At 71.8% G+C, this 15,621-nt stretch carries 17 protein-coding genes; 10 read left to right on the forward strand and 7 right to left on the reverse strand.

From position 1 onward, the window contains the following. On the reverse strand, positions 1–783 hold the full coding sequence (locus tag ACBR40_RS44965) for an SURF1 family protein (RefSeq protein ID WP_371252678.1): 783 nt from the start codon (positions 781–783) through the stop codon (positions 1–3). 105 nt (positions 784–888) lie between these two features. Between ACBR40_RS44965 and ACBR40_RS44970 the strand changes: the two genes are divergently transcribed. Both ACBR40_RS44970 and ACBR40_RS44975 read left to right on the forward strand, forming a co-directional pair. Continuing rightward, a complete protein-coding gene (locus tag ACBR40_RS44970; RefSeq protein ID WP_371252679.1) occupies positions 889–1,059 on the forward strand; it encodes a hypothetical protein in 171 nt (56 codons plus the stop codon). Positions 1,060–1,167: 108 nt separating this feature from the next. Beyond that, a complete protein-coding gene (locus ACBR40_RS44975) occupies positions 1,168–2,625 on the forward strand; it encodes a flavin-containing monooxygenase (RefSeq protein ID WP_371252680.1) in 1,458 nt (485 codons plus the stop codon). Here the strand turns inward: ACBR40_RS44975 and ACBR40_RS44980 are convergent. Continuing rightward, positions 2,622–2,936, reverse strand: coding sequence for a PLP-dependent transferase (locus ACBR40_RS44980; RefSeq protein WP_371252681.1), 315 nt, complete (start codon positions 2,934–2,936; stop codon positions 2,622–2,624). The two genes, ACBR40_RS44975 and ACBR40_RS44980, sit on opposite strands and share 4 nt — an antisense overlap. Positions 2,937–3,042: 106 nt before the next feature. Between ACBR40_RS44980 and ACBR40_RS44985 the strand changes: the two genes are divergently transcribed. Both ACBR40_RS44985 and ACBR40_RS44990 read left to right on the forward strand, forming a co-directional pair. Beyond that, positions 3,043–3,549, forward strand: a complete 507-nt coding sequence (locus ACBR40_RS44985; RefSeq protein ID WP_371252682.1) for an Lrp/AsnC family transcriptional regulator — start codon at positions 3,043–3,045, stop codon at positions 3,547–3,549. Positions 3,550–3,596: 47 nt separating this feature from the next. Then, positions 3,597–4,148 (forward strand): GNAT family protein, encoded by a 552-nt coding sequence (locus tag ACBR40_RS44990; protein ID WP_344209982.1) that lies wholly within the window; start codon positions 3,597–3,599, stop codon positions 4,146–4,148. 289 nt (positions 4,149–4,437) lie between these two features. Here the strand turns inward: ACBR40_RS44990 and ACBR40_RS44995 are convergent, their stop codons facing one another. Next, positions 4,438–4,563 carry a hypothetical protein gene (locus ACBR40_RS44995; protein ID WP_371252683.1) on the reverse strand — a complete coding sequence of 42 codons (126 nt, stop codon included), beginning with the start codon at positions 4,561–4,563 and terminating at the stop codon, positions 4,438–4,440. Positions 4,564–4,613: 50 nt separating this feature from the next. Then, the gene (locus ACBR40_RS45000; RefSeq protein ID WP_344209986.1) at positions 4,614–5,438 is read right to left on the reverse strand and encodes an aminotransferase class IV family protein; all 825 of its coding nucleotides are present in this window, start codon (positions 5,436–5,438) and stop codon (positions 4,614–4,616) included. Positions 5,439–5,607: 169 nt separating this feature from the next. Between ACBR40_RS45000 and ACBR40_RS45005 the strand changes: the two genes are divergently transcribed. Further along, positions 5,608–6,276, forward strand: a complete 669-nt coding sequence (locus ACBR40_RS45005) for a TetR/AcrR family transcriptional regulator (protein ID WP_371252684.1) — start codon at positions 5,608–5,610, stop codon at positions 6,274–6,276. A 7-nt stretch (positions 6,277–6,283) separates the two neighbouring features. Here ACBR40_RS45005 and ACBR40_RS45010 read toward each other — a convergent pair whose 3' ends face one another. Next, the gene (locus ACBR40_RS45010) at positions 6,284–8,017 is read right to left on the reverse strand and encodes a gamma-glutamyltransferase family protein (protein ID WP_371252685.1); all 1,734 of its coding nucleotides are present in this window, start codon (positions 8,015–8,017) and stop codon (positions 6,284–6,286) included. A 94-nt stretch (positions 8,018–8,111) separates the two neighbouring features. On the opposite strand from ACBR40_RS45010, the gene ACBR40_RS45015 reads away from it, so the two are divergent. The 5 genes from ACBR40_RS45015 to ACBR40_RS45035 all read left to right on the forward strand — a co-directional run bounded on the left by ACBR40_RS45015 (position 8,112) and on the right by ACBR40_RS45035 (position 13,066). Further along, complete coding sequence (locus ACBR40_RS45015) at positions 8,112–9,227, forward strand: sensor histidine kinase (RefSeq protein ID WP_371252686.1); 1,116 nt, start codon at positions 8,112–8,114, stop codon at positions 9,225–9,227. Continuing rightward, positions 9,224–9,871 (forward strand): response regulator transcription factor, encoded by a 648-nt coding sequence (locus ACBR40_RS45020; protein ID WP_329584486.1) that lies wholly within the window; start codon positions 9,224–9,226, stop codon positions 9,869–9,871. Before ACBR40_RS45015 ends, ACBR40_RS45020 begins: the two co-directional genes overlap by 4 nt. A 42-nt stretch (positions 9,872–9,913) precedes the next feature. Then, positions 9,914–10,666 (forward strand): class I SAM-dependent methyltransferase, encoded by a 753-nt coding sequence (locus ACBR40_RS45025; protein WP_371252687.1) that lies wholly within the window; start codon positions 9,914–9,916, stop codon positions 10,664–10,666. A gap of 64 nt (positions 10,667–10,730) precedes the next feature. After that, positions 10,731–11,615, forward strand: coding sequence for a sulfite exporter TauE/SafE family protein (locus tag ACBR40_RS45030; RefSeq protein WP_371252688.1), 885 nt, complete (start codon positions 10,731–10,733; stop codon positions 11,613–11,615). A gap of 65 nt (positions 11,616–11,680) precedes the next feature. Beyond that, complete coding sequence (locus tag ACBR40_RS45035) at positions 11,681–13,066, forward strand: sel1 repeat family protein (RefSeq protein WP_371252689.1); 1,386 nt, start codon at positions 11,681–11,683, stop codon at positions 13,064–13,066. 3 nt (positions 13,067–13,069) lie between these two features. Here ACBR40_RS45035 and ald read toward each other — a convergent pair whose 3' ends face one another. Together ald and ACBR40_RS45045 are read right to left on the reverse strand one after the other, a co-directional pair. Continuing rightward, positions 13,070–14,179: an alanine dehydrogenase gene (gene ald / locus ACBR40_RS45040; protein WP_344210001.1), complete on the reverse strand. Its 1,110-nt coding sequence runs from the start codon at positions 14,177–14,179 to the stop codon at positions 13,070–13,072. 52 nt (positions 14,180–14,231) lie between these two features. Then, on the reverse strand, positions 14,232–15,614 hold the full coding sequence (locus tag ACBR40_RS45045) for an aspartate aminotransferase family protein (protein WP_344210003.1): 1,383 nt from the start codon (positions 15,612–15,614) through the stop codon (positions 14,232–14,234). Positions 15,615–15,621: the final 7 nt, after the last annotated feature.

Genomic DNA, 15,621 nt, shown 5'->3' on the forward strand with positions numbered 1-15,621 from the left:
TTAACCTTCCAGAGCCATCTCAGGGGATTTGCCACGATCTCGATCACTTCGTACGGCATCCCGTACGAAGTGGAACCACATGAAAACGGCGAACCCTGCAAAGATCCACCAGTTAGCGGCATAAGCCAGATTACGCCAGGTCAGCGCACCCTCGGTCGCCGGCGGCGAGATCGCCACCTGCGTCAGCGAGCCGGACGGCGGCTGCGCGACCACGAAGCCGGGCCGCACCTTCTGACCGGCCCACAGGTTGACCAGCTCGCCCGTGGAGACCGTCTGCACCTGCCCGGCGGGCAGGATCGTCGCGCGCCGCTGCACGCTGTCGGTGCCCTGCTGCGGGCTCAGCCGGCCGGTCACCGTCACCCGGCCCTGCGGCACGTCGGCCGCCGCCGGGTCGTCGCTCCTCGCCACCCAGCCCCGCACGACCGGCATCAGCGTGCCGTCGTCGAGCCGGAGCGGCGTGAGCACCCAGTAGCCGTCGTCCTGCGAGGCCTTGCCGCCCGGCGCGTCCACGTCGGGGCGGCGGTCGGCCACGAGGAGCTGGCGGGCGGGGTCGTAGGAGCCCTCGGCCGTCACCCTGCGCCCGACGACGTCGCCGGTGAGCTGGGCGGCCAGCGGGGCGAGTGTGGCGGCGGGCACCGGCGCGGGGTCGGCGGCGGCGCGCGGCCGGCCCGACTCCTCGAAGACCCCGAGCTGCCAGCGCCCGAGGAAGACGAACGCGATCAGGACCCCGATCGTGAGCAGGTGCAACCCGACGAGGCGGGGCGAGAGAAGGGTCCTGAGCATGCTTACAAGCTATCCGCCGGAGGGGGCGGTCCCGTCATGGACCCACCCCGATGAATCGCGCAAAAAGCCGCAAACGGCGCAGCCGTTGCCGCTAGGCTTGCGCCCATGTCTGACCAGCATATCGACCCCGCGGGCAACACCCAGGCTTTCCGCGCCTTCGCGAACGCGCGCGAGCAGGAGTCGGCCACGCCCAAGAAGTCGCCCCTGCTGCCCATCATCGCGGTGGTCGCGGCGATCGTGATCATCGGCGTCGCCGCCTTCCTGTTCCTCCGGTAGGCAACGTCCGGCCAGGCCGACCCGCCGCGACGCCGTGGCGGGTTTTCGCCGTTCCCTGAACGCCCACCCATGTCTTACATTGGACGAAGCGTCCAATAGGAGGTTCGCGTGGGTGAGCAGCCAGGGATCGTCATCGTGGGCTCCGGCTTCGCCGGGATCTGCATGGCCGTGAAGCTGAAGGAAGCCGGCTACCACGACTTCGTCATCCTGGAGAAGGCCGGCGAACCGGGCGGGACCTGGCGCGACAACACCTATCCCGGCTGCGCCTGCGACGTCCCGTCCCACATGTACTCCTTCTCCTTCGAGCTCAATCCCGGCTGGTCCCGGATGTTCGCCCCGCAGGAGGAGATCCAGCGCTATCTGCGCGCGTGCGCCGACAAGTACGGCGTCACCCCGCACATCCGCCACGGCAAGACCGTCACGGCCCTGGAGTACGACGACGAGCGCCGCTCCTGGACGGTGACCACCGGGGACGGGGAGACGCTGCGGGCCAACGCGGTGGTGTCCGCGATCGGCGCCCTCCACATCCCGAAATATGCGGATATACCGGGACGGGAGGCGTTCACCGGCCCCGCCTTCCACTCCGCCACCTGGGACCACTCCACCGACCTGACCGGCAAGCGCGTCGCCGTCATCGGCACCGGCGCCTCGGCCGTCCAGTTCGTCCCCCAGATCGCGCCGCGCGCCGCCCACCTGACGGTCTTCCAGCGCACTCCCCCGTGGCTGCAGCCCAAGCCCGACTTCGCCTTCTCCCCGCGCGCCCGGCGGCTGCTCCGCCTGCCCGGCGCGGCCAGGGCCCTGCGGTACGGCATCTACTGGGCGCTGGAGACCAGGGCGCTCGGCTTCGCCGTCCACCCGCGCCTCATGAAGGCCCACGAGCGGAAGGCCCTTCGCCACCTGGAGAACCAGGTCCCCGACCCGGAGCTGCGCCGCGCCCTCACTCCCGACTACACGATCGGCTGCAAGCGCGTCCTGATCTCCAGCGACTACTATCCGGCCCTGACCAGGGACAACGTCTCCCTGGTCACCGACCCGGTCACCGAGATCCGCGAGCGCTCCCTGGTGGACGCCACCGGCCGCGAGCACCCGGCCGACGTCATCGTGCACGGCACCGGGTTCAAGGTCGTGGACGCCCTCACCGAGCAGAACATCCTCGGCCGCGGCGGCCTCGGCATCCAGGACGCGTGGAAGGACGGCGTCGAGGCGTACCACGGCATCGCCGCCTCCGGCTTCCCCAACCTGTTCTTCCTGCTCGGCCCCAACACCGGCCTCGGGCACAACTCGGTCGTCTTCATGATCGAGTCACAGGCGAGGTACGTCGTCGAGTGCCTGCGCCTGCTGTCGAGGACCCGGGCGCGGGCCCTCGACGTGCGCCAGGAGGCGCAGGCGGCCTTCAACCGCCGCCTGCGCGCCCGCCTCGACCCCCTGGTGTGGAACGCCGGCGGCTGCCGCTCCTGGTATCTGGACGAGCACGGCGTCAACCGGACGATCTGGCCGGGCTTCACCTTCGAGTACTGGGCGCGTACGAGAAGGGTGAAGCCCGAGGACTACGAGCTCATCTACTAGAGGCTGCACGAGGCCCCGCTCAGCGCGATCGCGGCCATGCCGGAGCCGGTCGCTACCGCGCCCGCGCCCTCCTCCAGGGCGCTGACCCGCTGCTCCAGCTCGGCACAGGTGGGGTTGGCGTAACGGCTGTAGGTGAACGCCTCGCCGAGCGCGTCCTCGCCGTAGAGCGCTGCCGCCTCGGCCACGCCCGGCAGTTCGAACGAGGCCGTCTCGTACACCGGTAAGGCCACCGGCCGGATCGCCGGCCCCGCGCGGCCGGCATGGCCGCCGGCCAGCAACCGCGTCTGCACATCCCAGTCGCTGTCTTTCATGAGGAAGACCATATCGGGTTAACAGCTCCCGAACAAAGAAGATTTTGCTACAATGCCTACAGAAGGAAGGCACTCATGGCGTGTGGCCGTCGAAAGGAAGCCAGCGATGGAGATGGGAGAACGGGGCGATCTGGATGCGACCGACCTCGCGCTGCTGGCCCGGCTCGCCAAGGACGGCCGCGCGAGCCTGACCGATCTCGCGCGCGAGGTCGGTCTCAGCCGGCCCTCCGTCGCCGACCGCCTCCGCAAGTTGGAGACCAGCGGCGTGATCGCCGGCTACGCGGCCCGGATCGACCCGGCCCGCCTCGGCCTCCCGCTGCGCGCGCAGGTACGCCTGCGCCCCCACCAGCCCAACGCCCGCGCTCACGGGCTGCGCGAGAAGCTGCTCTCCCTCGGTCATGTGCTCAGTTGCGTGCACGTCGCCGGCGACGACTGCTACGTCATCGAGGTGGCCGCCCGGAACCCGGCCCATCTCGAAGAGCTGATCGACAGCCTCACCGGCATCGGACGCACCACGACCCTTCTCGTCCTGTCCGATGTGGTGACCCCGTCCGACGTCGACCTCACGGCCCTCCTGCTCGAACCGGGATCCGCCCCATCGGCCGAACGATGATCGGCGCGGGCACAACAACAACTTGTCAAGCGAATGGAGCGCTTCTCATGTTCTCGCTGCCGCTGCGCGACGGTGCTCATCTCGGGCCGCTGGAGGTCTGGCACGCCGAGGCCTTCGCCGATCATCTGGATCGAGCCCGCGAGCACATCCGTCCCTGGGTCGGCCCCGCGTTCGTCACTGACGACGTGGACGGGGCGCGGGCCACGCTCCAGCGATACGCCGAGCGCCAGGCCGCCGACGGCGCCCGCCTGTACGGCATCTGGCGGGATGAGCTGCTGGTCGGCGGGGTGATGTTCACGGCTTTCGATGCCGCTGCCGGCTCGTGCGAGATCGGCTGCTGGCTGGAGCCGTCCGCCGAGGGCCACGGGCTGATCACGCAGGCGTGCGGCGCGCTGCTGGACTGGGCGTTCACGTCCCGGGGGCTGCACCGGGCCGAGTGGCACTGCCGGGCCGACAACGACCGCAGCTCAGCGGTGGCCCGGCGGCTCGGCATGACGCTGGAGGGCGTGCGACGCGAGGCCTGGCCGTACGAGGGCGCGCGCCACGACAAGCAGCTCTGGGCGGTCCTCGCCGCCGAGTGGCGATCCCCAGGACGGTGACGTGAGCCGCGTCCTCAACGTGGACGCAGGAGCAGAGGCCGCAACGTGCCGGCACTGGTGGTCAAGGCGTCCAGGACGCAGCCGACCAGTGGATGCCGGCGAGCGCCCTGGCGGATGGCGGCATAGAGCGTACGGTGCATGCCCGGCTGGTGGACACCGAGAAGTCTGACACCGGCGGCGTCCCCCACTCGGCGAGAGCATTCACGCGGCCGCGCTGCTCGGTGGCCTGATGATCCTCACAGGCGCGTACCCACTTCTCCTTAGAGGGCCGGCCAGAGTGGTGGCCGGTTCAGGTTCTGAGGTGGTCGAGAACGCAGGCCTGGAGCTCGGTGCCGTCGCCGACGAAGCAGGGCATGAGCTCGCGGGCGACGGTGGCGGGGGCCAGCGCCTGGCGGCTGCCCGGCCGGGCAGCCATCGAGCCAGGGTCGCCGGCTTCGGCCGGACGCCCGGCCGACTGAACCGGCTTTACGGCGAGGTGAGCGGTTCGTTCTTGTAGGCGCGGTGAAGCAACTCCACGAAGGACGGCGCTTCAGGCAACGCCGTTGAGCCGATGCGGTGAACGGCCACTCCCGGAGTCCACGAGTTCATGACCACAGCTCCGGCCATCGACGGCAGGTCCGTCGGCCTGACCTCCTGGTCGCGCTGGGGAATTCCGAGGTGGCTCAACTGCCGGCGGACGATGCTCATGGTGGTCCCGGTCAGCATCTCGGCGATGGGCCACACCACGGCGGAGCCGTCCCAGAAGGCCAGATTCCAGATCGACGCCTCGCTGAGTCTGCCGCGGCGGTCCACGAAGGCGGCGTCATCGAAGCCTTGCGCCACGGCCTCGCGAAGGAAGTACGTCTTCGCCACCTCGCCGACGTGCTTCACAGCGGGGAGGACTCGTTCGTACTCGACCGTGGTCAAGGTCAACGGTCCCTGCGGGCCGGACGCGGCCGGGCCCGTACGGATCAGCACCTCGGGTTCCACATCGGCGCCGGCCACCGTGAACTCACCCGCCGGCGAATACACCGTGGCCGTCAGTGAGAGATCGGCCGGTGCCGCCTCCAGCGCCGTTCGCAGATGGGACCGCACCCGATCGTCGGGCAGCGCCTGTCCGAACAACGCGACCGAGGCGAAGCGCAGCCGCTCCAGGTGCAGGTCGAGACCTCGAACCTTGCCCTCCCGCACCTGCATGGCGGTGAAGTGGGCATAGCCCGCGAAGGCCAGTGGTGTCAGATCGTCGGTGTTCACCGCCTGACCGTTCCGTTGCACCACGGACGCGGCGATCGTGGTGATGCTGTCTGACATGGGTATCCCTCTTTCTCGCTGGATTGCTTGGAGCGCTTGACCGTTGCCGGGCATGCCGGCTGCCCGCCCGAGGCGATGCGAAACGATCCGTTCCGCCTTGAGTATGTGACAGCCGCCCTCACGAGTCAACACGGAACGATCCGTGCCGCCTGGCGGTTATGCTGAGGGCATGCCGACCCGACGCCCCGAACGCCGCAACGAGGAATCAGCCAAAGCCATCGTCCGAGCCGCCCTGGAGCTGTGCCGGGAGGTCGGCTACCGGAAGCTGAGCATCGAAGGCATCGCCGCCCGCGCCGGGGTCGGAAAGAACACCATCTATCGGTGGTGGCCCTCCAAATCCGCCGTTCTGCTGGACGGGCTGTTGTCCGCCATGACCGTGGACGCCTCCTTCCCCGACACCGGAGATGTGGCCGCCGACTTCAAGACGCAGATCATGGCTGCCACCAGCACCGTCTTCCGCCCGGACACCGGCCCTCACTACGCCGCCCTGATCGGTGAGGCGCAGCAGGATCCCGAACTCGCGCGCGCCCTGTGGGACCGCCTCATCAGCCACCTCACAAGCGCCGCCACCCAGCGCATCCAGAGCGCGCAACGCCGAGGCCAAATCCGCCCTGAGCTCGCTCCTGACCTCGTCATCGAGCTGCTCTACGGCCCTGCCTACTACCACTGGCTGATACGTCAGCGGACTGCCGACGCGGATCACATCAGCATCATCGTCGATACCGTTCTGGCCGGTCTCGCACCGGCGAACACCGGCTCGAACATTCGTCCCACAGGCGACAGCCAGCGCAGCCGGCGCCGCTCGGAGGTGAAGCCGAGCAGCGCCGACAGCCCCTAGGAATCGATCATCTGGACCGGACCACCATCGCGCTGCCGCCGCCGCGCCGGCTCGGCTCGGCCACGGCCTGGACCTTGTCCCGCCCGAGGAACTCCAGCCCCGTGGCCGCGCCGATCTCCGCGATGGGCACGAGACGGTGCCCGCGAGCCGTCAGGTCGGGTCCGTAGGTGCCGATGAACCCGGCTTCGGCCTGCGTGTCCGCGGTGTTGCGCTGGGTGGCGCGGGGCGCGGCGAGCGCGGCCGGCAGGTCCATGCCGAAGTCGTACCGGTTGAGCAGGATCTGCAGCACGGTCGTGATGATCGTCGAGCCGCCGGGCGAGCCGAGCGCCAGCACCGGCTTGCCGCCCTTGAGCACCACCGTGGGCGCCATCGACGAGCGGGGCCGCTTGCCGGGGCCGGGCAGGTTGGGGTCGCCGGGGGCGGGGCCGAAGGTGAAGTCGGTCAGCTCGTTGTTGAGCAGCACGCCGCGGCCCGGCACGACGATGCCGTTGCCGCCGGTGGACTCGATGGTGAGGTTGTAGGCGACGACGTTGCCCCATCGGTCGGCCACGACCAGGTGCGTGGTCTCGGGGCCCTCCTTCGCGGTCGGGCTCGCGGTGCCGGTGGGCTGGGCGCAGGGGCCGTACGAGCCGTCCGGGTTCCCGGGCGCGACAGGCGGGGTGAGGGCCTGGTCGCCGATCAGGCAGGCGCGCTCCTTGGCGAAGCCGTCGGACAGCAGCTCCTTCAGCGGCACGCCCGGAATGTCGCCGACGTAGGCGTTGCGGTCGGCGAACGCCAGTTTCGACGCCTCCAGGTACTCGTGCACGCCCACGTGCGGCAGGGCCTGCAGGATGTTGAGCGCCTCGCCGACGGTGGAGCCGCCGGATGACGGCGGCGCCATCCCGTACACGTCGAGGCCCTTGTACGAGACCTTGGTGGGCTCGCGGAGCAGGGCCCGGTAGGCGGTCAGGTCCGACAGCTCCATCAGTCCCGGCCGGACGTTGCGGGTGCTGCCCGGGGTGACCGGCGGGCGCTTGACGGTGGCCACGATCTCCGCGCCGAACCGGCCGCCGTACAGCCAGCCGGGGCCGCGCCTGCCCAGCTCACGGTAGGTCTCGGCGAGCTCGGGGTTGCGGAAGACCGAGCCGACGGGCGGCGGCGCGCCGTTCGGCAGGTAGAGCTTGGCGGTGGAGGTGAAGTCCTTGAAGCGGGCGGCGTTGGCGGCGGTCTGGTCGTAGAAGGTCTGGTCCACGACGAAGCCCTTGGAGGCCACCTCGATCGCGGGCTGGAGCGCCTGCCGGAGCGAGAGCGTGCCGAAGCGGCGCAGGGCGAGGTCCCAGGTGGCGACGGTGCCGGGCACGCCCGCCGACAGGCCGCTGGTGACGCCCTCCTCGAACGGGATGCCCTCGAACGAGCTCGCGGTCATCGCCTTCGGCGCCGTCTCCCGGCCGTCGATGGTGTGGACCTTGCGGCGGGCGGCGTCGTAGTAGACCAGGAAGCCGCCGCCGGTCGGCCCGGCCGAGTACGGCTCCGTGACGCCCAGGACCGCCCCGGCCGCCACGGCCGCGTCCACGGCGTTGCCGCCTCTCCGCAGCACGGAGATGGCGGCCTTGGTCGCGTCGAGGTCGACGGTGGCGACGGCGCCGCCGTACCCCGTGGCGACCGGAACCTTCTGCTGAGGCTCGGCGGGCGCGGCCACGGCGGGGGCGGCCGGGACGAACGCGATGAGGACTGCTGCTGCAGGAAGGAGCACTGGACGCATGTTCCCCACGTAACACCAGCTACGCCCGTCGCGGTAGGGCCCCCTGCGACTGCGGGGTGATGCGCAGGTCAGAGCGGTCGTCTAGCGTTGGGGCGTGCGTTCGAAGTCCGGTTTCGCCCCTTACCTCGCCCTCATCACGGCCGTCTTCCAGGTCGTGCTGTCGCAGGGGGCGTCCTACGGGCAGCGCGCGTTCAGGGCGCCGCTCGACCCGTGGGCGTACGCGCTGCTGCTGGTCGGACCGCTGATGATCGCGTTGCACCGCAGATACCCGGTCCCTACGGCCGTGGTCACGTTCGCGGCCACCTTTCTCTACATCGGGGGCGGCTACCCCTACGGCGGGGTGTTCATCTCGCCGATCGTCATGCTGTTCCAGCTCGTCGGCCGGGGTCGCAGGCCGGCCGCGTGGATCCTCGCCGGGGCGTCGCTGGCCGCCTTCATCGCCTACGCGTGGACGACGAGCCAGCCGCAACGGGGGCTCTTCCACGACCTCGCGGTCTCCTCGTTCATCCTGCTCACGATGGTCGCGGCCGAGCTGGTCAGGATCGCCCGCGAGCGCCGCGCCCAGCAGCAGCGGGCGGCCGAGGAGGAGAGCCGGCGCCAGGCCAGCGAGGAGCGGCTGGTCATGGCGCAGGAGCTGCACGACGTGCTGGCGCACAACATCTCGCTCATCCACGTGCAGGCCGCGACCGCGCTGCACCTCATCGACGACCATCCGGAGCAGGCCAGGACGGCCCTCGCCACCATCAAGACCGCCTCCAAGGAGGTGCTGGGCGAGATGCGCGGGGTGCTCGACGTGCTGCGCGAGGGCGCGCCGCGCTCCCCCACGGCCGGGCTCGACCGGCTGGAGGAGCTGATCGGACGTTCCGGGCTGGAGGTGGAGCTGGAGCGGGCCGGCTCGCGCCCGCTGCCGCCGGCGGTGGAACGGGCCGCGTACCGGATCGTGCAGGAGTCGCTGACGAACGCCGCCCGCCACGCCCCCGGCTCGGCGGTCACCGTGCGCCTGGAGTACGGCGGGCGCGAGCTGGTCATCCGGGTGACCGACACCGGCGCGACCGCGCCGGCCGTCCTGTCCGGCGAGGGCAGCGGCAACGGCATCCCCGGCATGCGCGAGCGGGCCGCCGCGCTCGGCGGCTCGCTCGTCGCCGCCCCCACAGGAACGGGCTTCCAGGTGGAGGCCCGGCTGCCCCTACCCGAGGAGACGACCCCATGATCAAGGTGCTGCTGGCCGACGACCAGGCGCTGGTCCGCGCGGGCTTCAAGGCGCTGCTCGACGCCCAGCCGGACATGACCGTGGTGGCCGAGGCCGGAGACGGGGCCGAGGCGGTGCGGCTGTCGGAGCGGCACGGCCCCGACGTGGTCCTCATGGACATCCGGATGCCCGGCACCGACGGCCTGACCGCCACCCGGCAGATGCCCGAGGGGCCACGGATCATCATCCTGACCACGTTCGAGCTGGACGAGTACGTCTTCGAGGCCCTGCGCAGCGGCGCCAGCGGCTTCCTGGTCAAGGACACCGAGCCCGCCGAGCTCATCCAGGCCGTCCGCGTGGTCGCGGCCGGTGAGGCGCTGCTGTCGCCCAGCGTGACCCGCCGCCTGATCGCCGAGTACGCCAGCCGCGCCAAGGAGCCGGTCGCCGCCGGCGGCCTCGACCAGCTCACCGAGCGCGAGCGGGAGGTGCTGGCCCTGGTCGGCACCGGCATGACGAACGACGAGATCGCCGCCAAGCTCTTCATGTCGCCGGCCACGGCGAAGACCCACGTGAGCCGGACGATGATGAAGCTGCACGCCCGCGACCGGGCGCAGCTCGTCGTCATCGCCTACGAGTCGGGCCTGGTGCGGCCCGGGTGGCTGTGAAATCGGTTGATCCACGGGGCCGCCTCAGGCCATGGTCGGAGGATGCGGCGCTCCTATGACGATCTCGTCCACGAGGCGAGCACGGTCTCCGTGGACGGCTGGGACTTCTCCTGGCTCGACGGCCGGGCCACCGAGGAACGACCTTCCTGGGGCTACTCCCGCCTGCTCGCCGGGCGGATGGCGGCCGCGCGGGCCGCGCTCGACCTGCAGACCGGCGGCGGCGAGGTGCTGGCCGGGGTGCCGACGCTCCCGCCGGTGGCCGTGGCCACCGAGTCCTGGCCGCCCAACCTGAAGCTGGCCGACTCCCGGCTGCGTCCGCGCGGGGCCAGGGTGGTGGCCGCAGCCGACGACGGCCCGCGCCTGCCGTTCGCCGACGGCCTCTTCGACCTGGTGACCAGCCGGCATCCGGTGCACACGCAGTGGGCGGAGATCGCCCGGGTGCTGCGCCCCGGCGGGTCCTTCTTCTCCCAGCAGGTCGGGCCGCGCACGGCCGGGGAGCTGGCCGAGTGGTTCCTCGGCCCGTACGACGGCTGGACGCGCGAGCCGGCGCGGGCCAGGGAGGAGGCCGAGGCCGCCGGCCTGGAGGTCGTCGACCTGCGGAGCGAACGGCTGCGCATGGAGTTCCGCGACATCGGCGCGGTGATCTACTTCCTGCGCAAGGTGATCTGGATCGTGCCGGGCTTCTCGCCCGAGCGGTACGCGAACGAGCTGCGCGCCCTGCACGACCGCATCGAGGCCGAAGGTCCGTTCGTCGCCCATTCCGCCCGGTTCCTCATCGAGGCACGCAACCCTTAAACGTCACGAACCGTACGACATCTGTCACTGGCCGCGTCCGCCGGGCCGGTCTACCGTACCGGGTATGAGCGCCCAGGCCGCCGCCGCCCTGCTCGCCGGTGGAGTGGCCGCGGGTCTGGTGGCGGGCACCGCGACGTGCGCCGCCACCCAGGGCGGCCTGCTCGTGGGCCTGGTCGGCCGGGGCGGTGACCGGGCCGCGGTCGGGTGGTTCCTGGCCGGGCGGCTGGCCTCGTACACCGTGGCAGGGGCGCTGCTCGGGCTGCTCGGCTCGGCCGTCAGCCTGTCGCCGCCGGCCCGCGCGGCGCTGCTCGTCGCGGCGGGCGCCGTGGTGGTCGGGTTCGCGGTCCGGATGTTGCGGCGCGGGCACTGCGCCGCCCAGGAAGCGGGCGAGGTCCCCCGGTTCAAGGCGCCGCTGCTCGGCGCGGCCACGATCCTCGTGCCGTGCGGGATGACGCTCGGCGTGGAGATGATCGCCGTCTCCAGCGGCTCGCCGCCGGCCGGCGCGGCGGCCATGGCGGGGTTCGTGCTCGGCAGCGCGCCCGCGTTCGCGCTGCTCGGCTACGTCCTGCGGCGCGTCTCCCGCACCCGGCTGTCCAGGGTCGCCGGGGTGGTCGCGATCGCCGCCGGGCTGTGGACCGCCGGGACCGGGCTCAACCTGGCGGGCTGGCTGCCCGCCGCCGCGCCGGCGGCGAGCTCCACCGTGGGTTCCGCCACCGTGACCGTGTGGGCCACGCGCACCGGCTACCGGCCGTTCACGGTGACGCTCCCGGCGGGCGTGCCGGTCGAGGTCGACTTCAGGGTGGCCGAGCCGGGCTGCACCGGCACCGTCGTCATCGCCGGGCGCGACGTCGCGCTCCCCGCCACCGTCCACCTGCCGCCGCAGCCGCCCGGCAGGCTCCGCTACGCCTGCGGCATGGGCATGTTCACCGGTTTTCTCGACTTCCGGTGACACCAGCCGCGCGTTGTCGGCGATTACGGTTCGCGATCGGGCGATCACGTGCCACCCTGTGGCCTATGGCCTGGCAAGGAGAGGTGGCGGCGCCCGCCGTACCGGCGCCGCGGATGGGCGAGGAGCCCGAGCTGCTGACCGCCGCGTGCACGGGCGACCCGCAGGCCGCGCACCGGCTCGGCAAGCTCTACGCCCAGCACGGCGACCGCGTGTCCGCCAAGCACTGGTGGGAGCTGGCCGCCGCGGGCGGCAACGTCGACAGCGCCTTCAACCTCGGCATCTGGCACGAGAAGCACGGCAGCCTGGTGGAGGCGCTCACCTGGTACGAGGCCGCCGCCCTCGCCGGCGACGCCGAGGCCGCCGCCAACCTGGCGACGCTCCTGCTGGAGCAGCGCGGCGACGTCGAGACCGCCCGGCGCTGGTACGAGCGCGCCGCGAGGGCCGGCTCCCGCGTGGCCGCCCGCCGCCTGGCGCTGGTCTGCGAGGACGCCGGCGAGCAGGCCGCGGCGCGCGAGTGGCACCGCAGGGCGGCGGCGGCCGGCGACACGGCCTCCGCCCACGACCTCGGCTTCCTGGCGTACGCGGCGGGCGAGGACGAGGAGACCGTGCACTGGTGGGAGTCGGCCGCGCGGGGCGGGCACGTCGAGTCGGCCTACTGCATGGGCCTCTACCTCGACGCGGAGCGCGACCCCGAGGGCGCCGAGGCCTACTACCGGCTGGCCGCGCGGAGCGAGCATCCGGGCGCGGCCTCCTGGCTCGGCGGCATCGCGCTGTCCCGTGGCGACCTCCGCACCGCGCGGGCCTGGTACGAACGGGCCGCGAACGCCGGCCGGGCCGAGGACCAGCGCATGGCCGGGTTCGTCTGCGTGGAGCTGGGCGACACCGCCTCGGCCGGCCACTGGTTCGGGCGGGCGGCGGCGGGCGGCGACGCCGAGGCCGCCTTCACCTACGGCCTGCTGCTCATCGCCGAGTTCGGCGACCTGGCCGGCGGCCGCCACTGGTTCAGGCAGGCGGCGCAGGCCGGCCACCGCGAGGCGGCGGTCGAGCTGGGCGGGCTGCTGACGGCCTCCGGGGAGCAGGTCGAGGCGCACCAGTGGCTGTCCGACCCGCCGCCGCCCGTCTGGGCCCGCCCCGCCGAGCCGGAGCTGGCCGCGCGGGCGGAGCTGGCCGCCCTCACGACCGGGCGGCGGGGCGGCGAGGCGCTCGACGCGGCCGAGCTGACCGAGATCCTCGCCACCTGGGACCTCATGACCCGGCCGCTGCACGACCATTCCGACGTGGTGAGCTGGCTGGTGCGGCGCACCGCGGCGCACCGCAGCTCGATCGAGCACCTGGCGTCGGTGCGCGGCACGCTGCTGCGGCCGGGCGCGGCGCCGTGGCCGAGCCCGGCGGAGGTCCAGCACGTCCTCGCCACCGCCCGCGACCTGCGCGGGCGGCTCGGGCTGGAGTGAGCCCTACAGCACCTCGGAGAGCGGCGTGTAGGCCAGGCCGAGCGCCTCGGCGACCGGCTGGTTGGTCAGCAGGCCGGCGTGGGTGTTGAGGCCGGCGGCGAGCGCCTGGTCGGCCCGCAGCGCCTCGCGCCAGCCGAGGTTGGCCAGCTTGACGGCGTACGGCAGGGTCGCGTTGGTCAGGGCGTGGGTGGAGGTGTGGGCCACCGAGCCCGGCATGTTGGCCACGCAGTAGAAGACCGACCCGTGCACCTGGTACGTCGGCTCGGCGTGCGTGGTCGGCCGCGAGTCCTCGAAGCAGCCGCCCTGGTCGATGGCGATGTCCACCAGCACCGATCCCGGCTTCATGCGGCTGACCAGGTCGTTGGAGACCAGCGTCGGGGCCTTGGCGCCGGGGATCAGCACCGCGCCGATCACCAGGTCGGCCTGGAGGACCTCCTGCTCGATGGCGTACCGGGTGGAGACGAGGGTCTTCAGCCGGCCCTGGTAGACGGCGTCGATCTGGCGGAGCCGGTCGATGTTGGTGTCGAGGACGGTGACCTCGGCGCCCATGCCGACCGCGATCTGGGCGGCGTTCAGCCCGGACACGCCGCCGCCGATGACGACGACCTTGGCCGGGGCCACGCCGGGCACGCCGCCCGGCAGGATGCCGCGCCCGCCGTTGAAGCGCATGAGGTTGTACGCGCCCACCTGCGGGGCGAGCCGCCCGGCGACCTCCGACATCGGGGCGAGCAGCGGCAGGGCGTTGCCGACCTGGACGGTCTCGTACGCGATGCCGGTCGTCCCCGCCGACAGCAGGGCGTCGGTGCACGGCCGGGAGGCCGCGAGGTGCAGGTAGGTGAACAGCACCAGCCCCTCGCGGAGCCGGTGGTACTCCTCCGCGATCGGCTCCTTGACCTTGAGGACCATGTCCGCCTCGCCCCAGACGGCGTCGGCGCCGTCGAGGATCTTCGCGCCGGCGGACAGGTACTCCTCGTCGGTGATGTGCGAGCCGAGGCCGGCACCACTCTGCACCATGACGTCGTGGCCGTTGCGTACCAGCTCGTGGACGCCTGCGGGTGTGACGGCCACGCGGTACTCGTGGTTCTTGACCTCGGCAGGGACGCCGATTTTCATGGCGGTGCATCCTTTCGGGTACCGGCACGCCGTCGTGCCGGGCTGAGGGGTGTCAGATGCGGGCCCACGCCTCGGTGAGGACACCACGAAGGATGGAGCCGATCTCCTCGAACTCCTGCGGACCCGCGATCAGCGGGGGAGCGAGCTGGATGACGGGGTCGCCGCGGTCGTCGGCGCGACAGTAGAGCCCGGCGTCGAAGAGCGCCTTGGACAGGAAGCCGCGCAGCAGCCGCTCGGACTCGGCGGCGTCGAAGGTCTCCTTGGTGGCCTTGTCCTTGACGAGCTCGATGCCCCAGAAGTAGCCGGAGCCGCGCACGTCGCCGACGATGGGCAGGTCGCGCAGGTCGTCGAGGGTCTGGCGGAACAGCGGCTCGTTCCTGGTCACGTGGCCGAGCAGGTCCTCGCGCTCGAAGATGTCGAGGTTGGCGAGGGCGACGGCGGCCGAGACGGGGTGGCCGCCGAAGGTGTAGCCGTGGGCGAACATGGTGTCGCCGTCCTTGAACGGCTCGAACAGCCGCTCGTGCGCGATCATCGCGCCGATGGGCGAGTAGCCGCTGGTCATACCCTTGGCGCAGGTGATGATGTCGGGCACGTAGTCGAACTTCTGTCCGCCGAACATGGTGCCGAGGCGGCCGAAGGCGCAGATGACCTCGTCGGAGACGAGCAGGACGTCGTACTCGTCGCAGATCTCGCGCAGCCGCTGGAAGTAGCCGGGGGGCGGCGGGAAGCAGCCGCCGGCGTTCTGCACGGGCTCGGCGAAGACGGCGGCCACGGTGTCGGGGCCCTCCATCTCGATGGCGCGGGCCACGCGGTCGGCCGCCCAGATGCCGTACTCCTCGGGGGTCATGCCCGGGACGCCGGTGATCTCGTCGGCGCGGTAGTGGTTGGTGTTGGGCACGCGGACCGAGCCGGGCACCAGGGGCTCGAACATCTGCTTGAACGCGGGGATGCCGGTGATCGACAGCGCGCCCTGCGGGGTGCCGTGGTAGGCGATCTGGCGGCTGATGACCTTGTGCTTGAGCGGCTTGCCGACGAGCTTGTAGTACTGCTTGGCGAGCTTCCACGCGGTCTCGACGGCCTCGCCGCCGCCCGTGGTGAAGAAGACGCGGTTGAGCTCGCCGGGGGTCTGCGCGGCCAGGCGCTCGGCCAGCTCGGCGGCCTTGGGGTGGGCGTAGGACCACAGAGGGAAGAAGGCCAGCTCCTGGGCCTGCTTGGCGGCGGCCTCGGCCAGCTCCTGGCGGCCGTGGCCGACCTGGACGACGAAGAGCCCGGCCAGGCCGTCGAGGTAGCGCTTGCCGTGGATGTCGTAGACGTAGGACCCCTCACCGCGGACGATGGTCGGGATCTCGGACTGCTCGTAGGCGCTGTGCCTGGTGAAGTGCAACCAAAGGTGGTCTTGCGCGGCCTTCAGGACGTCGTGTTCCGGCTGCGTCATCGTTATC

This window comes from Nonomuraea sp. AD125B (assembly GCF_041402765.1).
Taxonomy (GTDB): Bacteria; Actinomycetota; Actinomycetes; order Streptosporangiales; family Streptosporangiaceae; genus Nonomuraea; species Nonomuraea bangladeshensis.

What these genes read in the sequence shown, in the direction of transcription:
- ACBR40_RS44965 (WP_371252678.1), bottom strand. Translation starts at nt 783, where the DNA reads ATGCTCAGGACCCTTCTCTCGCCCCGCCTCGTCGGGTTGCACCTGCTC.
- ACBR40_RS44970 (WP_371252679.1), top strand. Translation starts at nt 889, where the DNA reads ATGTCTGACCAGCATATCGACCCCGCGGGCAACACCCAGGCTTTCCGC.
- ACBR40_RS44980 (WP_371252681.1), bottom strand. Translation starts at nt 2,936, where the DNA reads ATGAAAGACAGCGACTGGGATGTGCAGACGCGGTTGCTGGCCGGCGGC.
- ACBR40_RS44985 (WP_371252682.1), top strand. Translation starts at nt 3,043, where the DNA reads ATGGAGATGGGAGAACGGGGCGATCTGGATGCGACCGACCTCGCGCTG.
- ACBR40_RS44990 (WP_344209982.1), top strand. Translation starts at nt 3,597, where the DNA reads ATGTTCTCGCTGCCGCTGCGCGACGGTGCTCATCTCGGGCCGCTGGAG.
- ACBR40_RS44995 (WP_371252683.1), bottom strand. Translation starts at nt 4,563, where the DNA reads ATGGCTGCCCGGCCGGGCAGCCGCCAGGCGCTGGCCCCCGCCACCGTC.
- ACBR40_RS45000 (WP_344209986.1), bottom strand. Translation starts at nt 5,438, where the DNA reads ATGTCAGACAGCATCACCACGATCGCCGCGTCCGTGGTGCAACGGAAC.
- ACBR40_RS45005 (WP_371252684.1), top strand. Translation starts at nt 5,608, where the DNA reads ATGCCGACCCGACGCCCCGAACGCCGCAACGAGGAATCAGCCAAAGCC.
- ACBR40_RS45010 (WP_371252685.1), bottom strand. Translation starts at nt 8,017, where the DNA reads ATGCGTCCAGTGCTCCTTCCTGCAGCAGCAGTCCTCATCGCGTTCGTC.
- ACBR40_RS45020 (WP_329584486.1), top strand. Translation starts at nt 9,224, where the DNA reads ATGATCAAGGTGCTGCTGGCCGACGACCAGGCGCTGGTCCGCGCGGGC.
- ACBR40_RS45025 (WP_371252687.1), top strand. Translation starts at nt 9,914, where the DNA reads ATGCGGCGCTCCTATGACGATCTCGTCCACGAGGCGAGCACGGTCTCC.
- ACBR40_RS45030 (WP_371252688.1), top strand. Translation starts at nt 10,731, where the DNA reads ATGAGCGCCCAGGCCGCCGCCGCCCTGCTCGCCGGTGGAGTGGCCGCG.
- ACBR40_RS45035 (WP_371252689.1), top strand. Translation starts at nt 11,681, where the DNA reads ATGGCCTGGCAAGGAGAGGTGGCGGCGCCCGCCGTACCGGCGCCGCGG.
- ald (WP_344210001.1), bottom strand. Translation starts at nt 14,179, where the DNA reads ATGAAAATCGGCGTCCCTGCCGAGGTCAAGAACCACGAGTACCGCGTG.
- ACBR40_RS45045 (WP_344210003.1), bottom strand. Translation starts at nt 15,614, where the DNA reads ATGACGCAGCCGGAACACGACGTCCTGAAGGCCGCGCAAGACCACCTT.